The 12041-nt window shown below is 58.0% G+C and carries 10 protein-coding genes and 1 tRNA gene; 5 read left to right on the forward strand and 6 right to left on the reverse strand.

Annotated elements, in window-relative coordinates:
* Positions 1-44: 44 nt before the first annotated feature.
* The 5 genes from glpX (at position 45) to HKX44_RS07100 (ending at position 5148) form a co-directional block, all read left to right on the forward strand.
* Positions 45-1013, forward strand: a complete 969-nt coding sequence (glpX, locus tag HKX44_RS07080; protein ID WP_276150572.1) for a class II fructose-bisphosphatase — start codon at positions 45-47, stop codon at positions 1011-1013.
* Positions 1014-1098: 85 nt separating this feature from the next.
* The gene (gene recJ / locus HKX44_RS07085; RefSeq protein ID WP_276150573.1) at positions 1099-2838 is read left to right on the forward strand and encodes a single-stranded-DNA-specific exonuclease RecJ; all 1740 of its coding nucleotides are present in this window, start codon (positions 1099-1101) and stop codon (positions 2836-2838) included.
* A gap of 80 nt (positions 2839-2918) precedes the next feature.
* Positions 2919-2993: transfer RNA gene (locus HKX44_RS07090), tRNA-Glu, on the forward strand.
* Between the two features lie 212 nt (positions 2994-3205).
* On the forward strand, positions 3206-4369 hold the full coding sequence (locus tag HKX44_RS07095) for a zinc ribbon domain-containing protein (RefSeq protein WP_276150574.1): 1164 nt from the start codon (positions 3206-3208) through the stop codon (positions 4367-4369).
* Positions 4370-4500: 131 nt separating this feature from the next.
* Positions 4501-5148, forward strand: coding sequence for a Crp/Fnr family transcriptional regulator (locus HKX44_RS07100; RefSeq protein WP_276150575.1), 648 nt, complete (start codon positions 4501-4503; stop codon positions 5146-5148).
* Positions 5149-6026: 878 nt separating this feature from the next.
* Here HKX44_RS07100 and HKX44_RS07105 read toward each other — a convergent pair.
* From HKX44_RS07105 to HKX44_RS07130, 6 genes are all read right to left on the reverse strand, one after another.
* Positions 6027-6950 (reverse strand): carbohydrate kinase, encoded by a 924-nt coding sequence (locus HKX44_RS07105; RefSeq protein WP_276150576.1) that lies wholly within the window; start codon positions 6948-6950, stop codon positions 6027-6029.
* Positions 6951-6959: 9 nt separating this feature from the next.
* Positions 6960-8468 (reverse strand): mannitol dehydrogenase family protein, encoded by a 1509-nt coding sequence (locus HKX44_RS07110; protein ID WP_276153198.1) that lies wholly within the window; start codon positions 8466-8468, stop codon positions 6960-6962.
* Complete coding sequence (locus tag HKX44_RS07115; RefSeq protein ID WP_276150577.1) at positions 8456-9229, reverse strand: L-iditol 2-dehydrogenase; 774 nt, start codon at positions 9227-9229, stop codon at positions 8456-8458. Before HKX44_RS07115 ends, HKX44_RS07110 begins: the two co-directional genes overlap by 13 nt.
* Entirely contained in the window at positions 9226-10230 is a 1005-nt protein-coding gene (locus HKX44_RS07120; RefSeq protein ID WP_276150578.1) for an ABC transporter ATP-binding protein, read from the reverse strand. The genes HKX44_RS07115 and HKX44_RS07120 overlap by 4 nt, the downstream gene beginning before the upstream one ends.
* A gap of 11 nt (positions 10231-10241) precedes the next feature.
* The gene (locus HKX44_RS07125; RefSeq protein ID WP_276150579.1) at positions 10242-11072 is read right to left on the reverse strand and encodes a carbohydrate ABC transporter permease; all 831 of its coding nucleotides are present in this window, start codon (positions 11070-11072) and stop codon (positions 10242-10244) included.
* 75 nt (positions 11073-11147) lie between these two features.
* The gene (locus HKX44_RS07130) at positions 11148-12014 is read right to left on the reverse strand and encodes a sugar ABC transporter permease (protein ID WP_276150580.1); all 867 of its coding nucleotides are present in this window, start codon (positions 12012-12014) and stop codon (positions 11148-11150) included.
* Positions 12015-12041: the final 27 nt, after the last annotated feature.

The raw sequence follows: 12041 nt of genomic DNA on the forward strand, positions 1-12041 counted from the left end.
TCGCTAGACGAGGGGCAACAAAACCCCATCAAGGACAGATATCCATGACCACCAAAGCCGATTTTCAAGACCGCATGTTATCTCTGGGCCTTGCCCGTGTGTCCGAGGCTGCCGCGCTGGCTTCGGCCAAGCTGGTGGGCAAAGGCGACGAAAAAGCGGCGGATCAGGCAGCAGTCAACGCAATGCGCGAACAGCTGAACCTGTTGGACATCGCTGGGGTTGTGGTCATCGGCGAAGGCGAGCGTGATGAAGCTCCGATGTTGTTCATCGGCGAGGAAGTTGGCACCGGTGAAGGCCCCGGCGTAGATATCGCATTGGACCCGCTGGAAGGTACCACGCTGACCGCCAAGGACATGCCAAATGCGCTGACTGTGATTGCCATGGGGCCACGCGGTTCCATGCTGCACGCCCCGGATACCTATATGGACAAGCTGGCGATCGGGCCGGGATATGCTGAGGGTGTTGTCAGCCTTGAGATGACACCGGGTGAACGGGTTGATGCCTTGGCCGCAGCCAAAGGATGTGCCGCATCCGACATTACGGTCTGCATTCTGGAGCGTCCGCGTCACGAAGCAATGATTGCCGAAGTACGTGCCAAAGGGGCCGCGATCCGTTTGATCACCGATGGTGATGTGGCCGGGGTGATGCATTGCGCAGACCCTGACACCGGGATCGACATGTACATGGGTGCCGGCGGTGCCCCTGAAGGGGTGCTGGCCGCCGCCGCATTGAAATGCATGGGGGGGCAGATGTTCACCCGCCTGCTGTTTCGCAATGACGATGAAAAGGCCCGCGCCACCAAGGCAGGGATCACCGATTTCGACCGCATCTATACCCGTGACGACATGGTCACCGAGGATGTGATTTTCGCAGCAACCGGCGTGACCGATGGTGCCCTTGTGCCCGGTGTTAAGCGTGAATTGGGTTGGATGACCACAGAGACCCTGATCATGCGTTCCAAGACCGGTTCTGTGCGGCGTATCAATTACCGCACACCGGTAGAAAACGACTGAATGTGGCGTTACGGGGCGTGAAGTTTGCGCCCCGTTGCTGCTGCGGGATTGAGTTTAATTTGCAAGATGAAGTTGGGGGTGACGCATGAGCTATCTGGGCGTTGAGGCATCTCTGACGGGGCGGACGTGGGTTGGTCCCGGTGTAGAAGTCGAACGGGCGGCAGAGTTGCTGGTGCAGCGAACCGCCCTGCCCCAAGCCGTCTGTCAGGTGCTGGCGCGCCGCGGTGTCGCCCCAGAGGACGCCGAGGGTTTTCTTGCGCCCTCCTTGCGCGACTTGATGCCAGACCCGCGTTCGCTGAAAGATATGGAAAATGCGGCTGCGCGGTTTTTGGCCGCGGTGGCACAGCGGCAGAGAATCGCGGTTTTTGCAGATTACGACGTGGATGGGGGCAGTTCTGCTGCCTTGTTGCTGATCTGGCTGCGCGATATGGGCGCGGCGGCGACGCTTTATGTGCCGGACCGAATTGACGAAGGTTATGGCCCGAACGAGGAAGCCATGGCCGCATTGGCCGCAGATCACGACCTGATTGTTTGTGTCGACTGCGGAACCTTGTCACATGGTCCGATAGCGGCAGCCAGCGCGGCGGATGTGGTTGTGCTGGATCACCATTTGGGTGGCGAAACCTTGCCTGATGCTCTGGCTGTGGTGAACCCGAACCGGCAGGATGAGGACGGGGCTTGCGGGCATCTTTGCGCCGCCGGTGTTGTTTTCCTGATGCTTGTCGAGGCCGGACGCCAATTGCGTGCGGCGAATCGCAAGGGCCCCGATCTGATGGCGCTGCTGGATCTGGTGGCCTTGGCAACTGTGGCAGACGTGGCCCCGCTGACCGGTGTGAACCGCGCATTTGTTCGTCAGGGCCTGCGGGTCATGGCGCGGCGCGAACGCCCGGGGCTGACCGCGCTGGCCGATGTCGCCCGGATGGAAACCGCGCCGACAGCCTATCACTTGGGGTTTCTGCTGGGGCCGCGCATCAATGCTGGCGGACGCATCGGACAGGCCGATTTGGGCGCGCGTTTACTGGCCTCGAACGATCCGCATGAAACCGCAGCTTTGGCCGAGCGTCTGGACACCTTGAACACCGAACGCCGCGACGTGGAGGCCAGCGTGCGTGCCGCCGCCATGGCACAAGCCGAAGAACGCGGATTTGACGCCCCTTTGGCTTGGGCGGCAGGCCCGGGTTGGCATCCTGGTGTGGTGGGCATCGTTGCCTCGCGTCTCAAGGAAGCCTCAAACCGCCCGTCGATTGTCATCGGGGTGGAAGAGGGAATCGGCAAGGGATCAGGCCGGTCGGTTTCCGGGATCGACCTTGGCGCGCCGATCCAGCGTCTTGCCGCCGAGGGGCTGCTGATCAAGGGCGGCGGGCACAAGATGGCCGCCGGGCTGACGGTTGCCGAGGACAAAATCGAAGCCGCCATGACGCGGCTGGGTGAGTTGATGGCAAAACAAGGTGCCCATCTGGGCGGACCGGCAGACCTGAAGGTGACCGGCCTGCTGATGCCGGGGGCCGCGACAGTTGAACTGACCGAGATGGTCGAACAGGCCGGCCCCTTTGGCGCCGCGGCCCCTGCCCCGCGCTATGTTTTTGCAGACATGCAAATTCTGTTTGCCAAACGGGTTGGCGAAAACCACCTGAAGATCAGCTTTGGCGATGGTTTGGGCGGCAAGATGGATGCCATTGCTTTTGGCGCGTATAACACGGCCCTTGGCCCCGCCCTTGAGGCGCATGGTGGTGCCCGTTTCCACCTCGCCGGACGTCTGGACATCAACGATTGGCGTGGCCGCCGCTCGGTTCAGCTGCGCCTGGAAGATGCTGCCCGTACGTAATGCAACTTTTTCGCAAACAGGGGCAAATTTTCTCTTGCGCGTAACCGCCACAGACCTTAGTGAAGCCCTCACAAGATAGTGGCCCGTTCGTCTATCGGTTAGGACGTCAGGTTTTCAACCTGAAAAGAGGGGTTCGACTCCCCTACGGGCTGCCATCTTGTTAATCTTCCCAAACAGTTGAACGTAATTAGATCCACCACGTGCAGGCGAATTTTCGCGCCGACAATGTGTTTCCCGACAGCTTTGCCCAACAGCAGCAATCTTGCCCGCCAGTTGTCACATCGTTCCGAACACCCTAACTATAGCTCTTCAAGCTTAACTGGAGACTTCGCGCCCCCTTATTCACGTTCGCACAAGGGGGGAGGCTGTGAACAAGGAATTCAAGTTTTTCTTTAAACGCTATACTGGTGGACATACCTTATCCGCCACACACCGCACTGGATCCGATATGAAAGCCGTTCGTCGCCCCCTATTTTGGTACAGCCTTGCAATGTGGCTTCTGTCGGTTGTGATCTCCTCACTGCTGATTCAGCTTGGCGCATTGATCATGTCGGATGTTCCGACAGCCGGCAAACGGCTTGAACGGAACGATTTTGTTGACGCAAGCCAGCTGAACATCACGCAGGCCAATATTAACCAACGCGAGGACGAACAAAGGGTTCAGGCGAACGAGCTTGAAGATGCCCGTTTCGTCTTGCGTTCACGTAGTTTGGACTACCAGAACCAACGTGCAAGCTTCGAAAACTGGGTCAAGACCCGCTCTGCCACCGGATCAGAGGCGCAAGACAGCCAAGTTGTTAAACGTGTTGAGGCAATCGAGCTACTGAAGCAGGAAGAGCGCAAGGCCGCGCGGCGGGTCGAAGAGTTGCAGCAAGAGATGGTTCAAACCAACCGCGCTTTGAAAAGCCTAAGCAGCCAAAATGCGGCGCTTCTGGCGGCCGCCAACGCCCCCTACCAACAGGCGCAGAAGCGCGAGGTTCTAAAGGTGTTCCTGCTGCGACTGGGCCTGACAATGCCCCTGTTGCTGATTTCCGGCTGGCTGGTCGCAAAGAAACGCAGCTCAAGTTATTGGCCGGTCTACCGAGGGTTCATCCTGTTTTCGCTCTTTGCATTTTTCGTTGAACTGGTGCCCTACCTGCCGTCCTATGGCGGATATGTCAGATATAGTGTTGGCATCCTTTTGGCGCTTTTGCTGGCGCATTTTTCAATCAAGGGCATGGCGCGATACCTTCAGAAAAAGCAGAAGGAGGAAACCCGCACCGAGCCGGAAAAACGCAAGTTGATTGCCTATGAAACCGCGATCAAGAAAATCTCGAATTGTGTCTGCCCCAGTTGCGACCGACAGTTCGCAGAACAGTCTACCCGCAAGGTCAAGGACGGTGCCAAACCGGAGACAAAAGTGGATTTCTGCGTGCATTGCGGGTTTTGCCTGTTCAAAGCCTGTGAAAACTGCGGCCAGCGGGAGAATTCGTTCTACAAGTTCTGCGGATCATGCGGTGTACCCGCGGACGGTCGCTTGCAGCAGGCCTAGGGTAAGAACCCCAGGCCCAACGCTACAGATGTCAAACGCCACGAAATTCTGCTCTGGGCGCATTCCGCTAAAGACTGCGCTGCAAACCGCCGGTATACAAACAGCTATGTTTGTATGCGAAAGACCCAGTCGTGGATAAGGCCAGTTTCTTTCTCGAAACATCACAAGAGCTGCGCCGGCTGTTCGACAAGGCCTTTGTGTCCCAAAAACTGAACGCGGGCGAAACCCTGTTCGAGCAAGACGAACATGACGACCGGCTTTTTGTTCTGGACAAGGGGCTTTTGGAAGTCAGTGTTTATTCAGCAAGCGGGCGCAAACATGCGCTGAACCTGCTACGCCCTGAAAGTGTGTTTGGCGAAATCGCCATGTTCGACCCCGGTCCGCGCACCGCCCGTATCGAAGCGGTTGAGGACTGCCAACTGCGTTATATCCGGCAGGCAGCCCTGATTGCCGAAATCGCCCGCAAGCCGCATCTGGCGGCAGAGTTACTTAGCTTGGCAGGCAAGCGTATGCGTTGGATGAGCCAGCAGATGGAGGAGCAGGTGTTCCTGCCCCCCGCCCCGCGACTGGCGGCAAAGGTCCTTTATCTGGCCGGCGACACCGGCGAAATCGGGATGTCACAGGCCCAGATGGCCGATTATGTCGGCGTCACCCGCGAAGTCGTGTCAAAGATTCTGTCGGAATGGCGCCGCGAAGGAATCGTCAGCCTGTCGCGGGGCCGGATCAAAGTACGCGACAGCGAAGCCCTTGAAAGATTAAAAAACTTCAATCCTGACTGAATTTCCTAACCTTGTGTGAACAGGTTCGCAGATCAGCGGGCCGGATCATGGCATTCCTGTTTTACGGTCCGTAAAGACCCGACGGAGGACACAAGAAAGATAGGAAATCAACAACCACCACCCCGATGTTCAGGACAAAGGTGGCAACCGACAGCACCGGGTTTGGTCGATACCCTGACACCATGATTTTCCGATACGGATGCACCGGTGCTATGGCTTTCAATCTGCTCCGGAAACGAATTTGACCGCGCACCCGTGGCTGCATTTGCACCGCACCCGCGCCGTCTCAAAAGAATGCTCGTCGGGCTATGGCACGGCCCGGTTCCGAAGGAACGACCTGTTACCGGTCACCTACTCCTTCGGAAAACCAGACCCGCAATTTCGGGTTGGCAGAACACGGTCTCGTGGGACGCCACAGCGTTCGAGCGCGAATTTACCGCGCTGCCTGCCGTAAACGCCTTTTTGTCAGGCGCGAACGGAGACCGCAAGATGGACAGTCTCTGTCTGGCTTGCGGCAGTTACGATGGAGATGGCGGGTATTGGTACGCTGTCGCCACCGTAAAACCCGCATCTCCGGGTGTGGGTCGAAATTCCGGGGCTTTGGTCCGCAATTCTTGCGGATGTGCCAAGGCTTCGGAGGCGAAATTGGGTCGCCGCCATGCGCAACTGCCTTTTTGTCAGGCTTTTGCGGTTCCGCGGAGGGGTACTTGTGACCCCGCCTGTGGAGGGTGCGGTAGTTGTTGCGTGTATTTGGTGCGTTATGACTGCCGCGAATCCCTGCGAACCATTTTCCCCGCAAGGCCCCCTTGTCGAAATACAGCTTTCCCCAAACCTAGCTTGCAAATAACCCGCGCCGCGCCGGTCAATGGACGCCCCTGTCACAGCTCGTGCAGCCAGGGTGGATTGGCGCCACTGCGCGACACGGTCACTGCCGCAACACGCGCACCATAGGCCAATGCGCCACGCAATTCTTCCAGCGGCATCTGCACCAAGGCAGCTTTATCCAACCGGTCCTGTTGTGCCAGATACGCCAAGAAACCCGCATTGAATGTATCCCCCGCCCCAACAGTATCTACCACGGTTGCCGGCTCCGCCGCGACGTGGATTACCCTGTCCGAACATAGGGCCATCACCCCTTCGGCACCCCGTGTGACGATGACAAACCGTGGTCCTTTGGATTGCAGGGTTGTTGCCTGTTCAGCAAGGCTTCCGACACCGCCGGTGATCCATGCCAAATCCTCGTCCGATACTTTGACGATATCAGCCTGCTTCAGCATCCGGTCCAACCGTGCCCGGTAGGCCGCAGCATCAGTGATAAAGTCGGGCCGGATATTCGGATCAATCATCACCGGAAACCGGCCCGCGGCTTTGACGCAAAGGTCGCAATAGGCATCTGCGGCAGGCTGGCTCACCAGACTGATACCACCAAAATAAAGCGCCGTGGTATTTTCGGGCAGCTTTGGCAGGTCACTGGCAACGATCATCCGCCCGGCGGAACCCTCATCGTAAAACCCATAGGTCGCCTGCCCCTTGTCCAGATGGACAACGGCAAGTGCCGTAAGCAGGTCTGACCGCACCAGCAGAGCGGTTTCGACATGATTTGCAACGAGGGTTTCAGCCAGTTCTTCCCCGAACTCGTCCCGCGAAACACCGCTGATCATCGCCACCGGTGCGCCCAACCGTCCGAGGGCGACGGCGGTGTTGAAGACCGCACCACCGGTATGTGGTGTAAAGGCCGTGCTACCGTCCGGCATCGCAACCGGAATCATATCCATCAAGGCCTCGCCGCAGCAAATGATCATGGTGCGCTCCTAACCATCGATATAACGCGTTAAGGTGGCCTCAATGCCGTCCCGGTGCAGCATCGACAGCCAGTCACAAAAGGCATCGGCAAAGCACGCCGCCCCGGCCAAATCCCCATAAATGTGGCGCATTTCCAGCCAAGCAGCCGGCGAGCTTATTGCCGCGGTTGCAACCTTCTGCAACGCACTCCACGCCGGGTCATTCGCCACCACAGTGCTGCCGTCTTCGCGCTGACCGATGCAATACCGCGCCCAAACCGCTGAGACCAAAGCCAACCCTGAAACCGACGTGCCCGCCGCCAACCCATCCCGCACAGAGGGCAACAGGAAAACTGCGTGGCGGCTGGAACCATCAAAAGCCACCCGCCGGGTGGTATCCTTGATCTCTGGATTGGCAAACCGGCGGGCCACCAGATCAAGATAGGCCAAGGGCGTCATGCCCGGCACCGCCGCCACATGCGGGGCAATCTCTTCGCGAACAACCTTGTCCAGCAGGGCATGGATCATCGGATGGGCCATCGCGCCCGATATTGTCTCAAGCCCCAACACTTCGGCAGGAACCGCAATGATCTGGTGTCCGCCATTCAGCACCCGCAGCTTCATTGCCTCGAACACATGTACCGCGTCGGACATTGTGGCACCGGCCTCCTCCCAAGGCGGACGGCCTGCACAAAACTTGTCCTCGATCACCCATTGACGAAAATTCTCGTGAGTCACGGGGGCCGCATCATCAAGTCCAAAACTGCGGGCTAACGCCATCTCGGAAGGGCCGGTCGCAGGCACGATGCAATCCACCATCGCATTGGGAAAACTGCATTTTTTCGCGATCCACTCGGCCAGATCGGGATCCGACAACCGCGCAAGCGATACCACCGTCTGGCGCAGGATATCACCATTGCCTTGCAAATTGTCACAGCTTTGCCCAGTGAACGGCCCCGCATTCGCGTCCCGTCGCAGCCGCAAGGCGGCAATCATCGCGCCAAAAGCCGTGCGCGGTTTATCTGGATGGGCAGCATCATGGTGGATGTCTGCATGGCTGGCATCAAACCCGCCGGTCACGGGATCAACGTAGTAGCCGCCCTCGGTCACCGTCAGCGACACGATGCGAATGGCCGGATCAGCCATCTTTGCGATCAATGCGCCATTGCCATCCTGCACCGGCAAAAAGTCGATCATCGCCCCCGTCACCTCAGCTGACTTTCCGGAGGGGTCCAGTTCAATAAGTGTGGTCAGGCAATCCTGTGCAAGCAAGCGATCCCGCTGTATCCTGTCCGCAGGGCGCACACCGGCCCCGATCACCGCCCAGTCCAACGCTTTGCCCTGCTGCATCAGCCGGTGCAGATACCATGCCTGATGCGCCCGGTGAAAATTGCCAAGTCCAATGTGAACAATCCCCGCCGTCAACTTGCTGCGATCATAGGTGGGCCGAACGATGCCCTCGGGCAATTGCGCAAGCGTCGCGTTTCCCAGGCTGGTCAGTCCCATGTTTTGCACACCATCTGCCATCAGCTCATCCATTGGCCGCCGTCCACGTTGTAACATTGCGCGACAATGTAATCCGCCTCTTTGCTGGCCAGAAACACCGCCATACCGGTCAAATCCTCGGGTCGCCCCATCCGCCCGTAAGGCACAGCCGCCCCCACCTCGGCCTTCTTTTGCCCCGGTGCCTTGCCTTCGTGTTTGGCAAAAAACGCATCCACCCCGTCCCAATGGTCACCGTCCACCACACCGGGCGCGATGGCATTGACATTGATGCCGTGCTTGATCAGGTTCAGCCCCGCCGATTGCGTCAGGCTGATGACTGATGCTTTGGTGGCGCAATAGACCGCAACCAGCGGTTCACCCCGCCGGCCCGCTTGACTGGCCATGTTGATGATTTTTCCTTTAATGCCGCGATCAATCATATGTTTCGCCACGGCCTGCATCGTGAACAGCGTGCCAGCAACATTGATGTTAAACAGGCGACTGAAATCTGCGCGCGCGATTTCGGTGATCGGTGCTGCCGTAAAGAGCGCGGCATTGTTGATCAGGATGTCGATCTGGCCCAACGCACCAAGTGTTGCGCTCACGGCATCGTCGATGCTTTTTTGATCACTCACATCCATTTCGACTGCGATTGCTGCTTCGCCAATCTCGGCTGCGGCGGCGCGGGCAAGGTCGATATTGATGTCCCCCAGTGCGACGCGCGCGCCTTCGGCCACATAGGCCTTGGCAAAGCTTAACCCGATGCCCCGCGCAGCCCCTGTGATCAATGCGGTTTTTCCGTCCAGCCGCTTCATGCAATACGCAGCCCGTCTGCGCCAAAGCGATGGATCACATCCTTTCGCGGGCTCAGATGCACCCGGTCCCCGTAGTTAAATCCCACTTCGCCATCCGCCCGTACTGTGATGGTATCGGCAAGGCCGGTGTCGTGGATATGGAAATACGTGTCCGACCCAAGATGTTCGGAAACGCCAACCGTGCCGCTCCACGGGCCCTCACTGGCCGATATTTCGATATGCTCCGGTCGCACGCCAATGGTGTGGCACCCGTGTTTCTCTGCCTCTGCCCCGCCGATCAGGTTCATCTTGGGTGACCCGATAAACCCCGCGACAAACAGGTTGCGCGGTTCACGATAAAGCTCAAGCGGAGAGCCGACCTGTTCGATATGCCCCGCCCGCAGGACCACGATTTTATCCGCCATGGTCATCGCCTCGACCTGATCATGGGTCACATAGATCATGGTTGTGGCAAGTTTTTTGTGCAGTTCGGAAATTTCCATCCGCATACCGACGCGCAGGGCTGCATCAAGATTGGAAAGCGGTTCGTCAAACAGGAAGGCCGAAGGTTCGCGCACAATCGCGCGGCCAATGGCCACCCGCTGGCGTTGCCCGCCTGACAACTGGCCCGGCTTGCGGTCAATATAATCGGCAAGATTTAGCACCGAGGCGGCATTGTCGACGCGCTGGTCGATCTCGGATTGCGCCATCTTGGCCATCTTCAGCGGAAAGGCGATATTCTTGCGCACTGACATATGCGGATAAAGCGCGTAAGACTGGAACACCATTGCAAGACCGCGTTTCGCCGGGGGCAATTGTGTGGCGTCATTGCCATCAATGCGGATCTGACCGCTGGTGGTATCTTCAAGCCCCGCAATCAGGCGCAACAGCGTGGATTTCCCGCAGCCTGAAGGGCCGACAAAAACCGTGAACTCCCCGTCTTCGATGGTCAGGTCCAGCGGCGGAATAACTTCGGTTTCGCCAAAGGATTTCGTAACTTTGTCCAGTGTAATGCGTCCCATTTCGGATGTCCCTATTTCACCGCGCCAAAGGTCAGGCCGCGTACAAGTTGTTTCTGGCTGAACCAGCCAAGGATGAGGATCGGCGCAATGGCTATGGTGCTGGCCGCACTCAGTTTGGCATAAAACAGGCCTTCCGGGCTGGAATAGCTGGCGATGAACGCCGTCAGCGGTGCCGCCTTGGCGGCCGTCAGGTTGAGCGTCCAAAACGCTTCGTTCCAGGCCAGAATGAAGTTCAGCAGCATGGTGGAAGCAATGCCCGGAATGGCCATTGGTGTCAGGATATAGATGATCTCGGATTTCAAGGTCGCCCCGTCCATGCGGGCCGCTTCCAGTATCTCGCCGGGAATTTCCCTGAAGTAGGTATAGAGCATCCAGACAATGATCGGCAGGTTGATCAGCATCAGCACAATGACAAGGCCGGTACGGCTGTCCAGCAGACCGAATTTGATAAAGATCAGATACATCGGATAAAGCACCCCAACTGCCGGCAGCATCTTGGTTGACAGCATCCACAGCAAAATATCTTTGGTGCGGTTAGAGGGCACAAAGGCCATGGACCATGCGGCAGGTACGGCAATGATCACCCCCAACAGGGTCGAGCCCCCCGCGATGATGATCGAATTCCACAGAAACCGGCCATAATTTGACCGCTCCATCACCGCGCCGTAGTTTTCCAGCGTCCAGTCAAAGAACAGGAATACCGGTGGATCACTGATTGCCTGCGCTTCGGTTTTGAAGCTGGTGATGATGGTCCAGAGGATCGGGAAAAAGATCAGCAGACCGATGGCCCATGCGGCCGCAGTGTTGAGCGCCTTGCGCTGAGGTGTGACGGAACGTGCCATTATGCGGTCCTCTCGGCTGGCGTCTCACAGGGCGGAAAATCAATGCCGCGGTACGCGGATGCGAGGTGTGTCAGATCAAGCATCAAGGTTCTTCCCCACAATACGCATCAGGAAAATAGCGACGATATTGGCAAGGATGATGGCATAGACACCGCCCGCAGACCCAAGCCCGACATTCTGGCTTTCCAGCACCCGCTGGAAAATCAGATAGGTCAGAGTCTTGGTGCCAAAGGCCCCGCCGGTGGTCACAAAGATTTCGGCAAAGATCGACAGCAGGAAAATCGTCTGGATCAGAATAACAATAGTGATGGCGCGGCTGAGGTGCGGCAACACGATGTACCAGAAGCGTTTCAGATGCGGTGCGCCGTCCATTTCTGCCGCCTCCAGCTGTTCGCCATCCAGCGACTGGATTGCAGTCAGCAGGATCAGCGTGGCAAAAGGCAGCCATTGCCAGCTGACGATCAGAATGATCGACGGCATCGACGCCGCAGACATCCACGACACCGGATCAGCACCGAAAAACCTCCAAAGATGTGCGAACAACCCATTGTTGGGGTCCATAAAGATATTCTTCCAGACCAACGCCGAGACGGTGGGCATGACAAAGAAAGGGGCAATAACCAGAATGCGTACAACCCCCTGTCCCCACATCGGCTGATCCAGCAGCATCGCAAGCAGGATGCCAAGACACACGGTGATCACCAGCACAGAACCGACAATAAGCAAGGTGGTAATTACCGACGGCCAAAATGCACTTGAGCTGACAAAGCGCAGGTAGTTGTCAAAACCCGCCCCTCCCAGATCGCCGCCCCGTAGCGGCAGGTATTTTCTGAACGAGAACCAGAGGGTCATGGTGAGCGGCACCAACATCCATCCCAAAAGCAGGATCACTGCGGGTGCCATCATCACGCGGGCGGCTGATCTGGATGCTTTGGTTGCCATGGGATGCACCTCTCCTGTTGACAGACA

It is taken from the genome of Sulfitobacter sp. M05 (assembly GCF_029285175.1).
GTDB lineage: Bacteria > Pseudomonadota > Alphaproteobacteria > Rhodobacterales > Rhodobacteraceae > Sulfitobacter.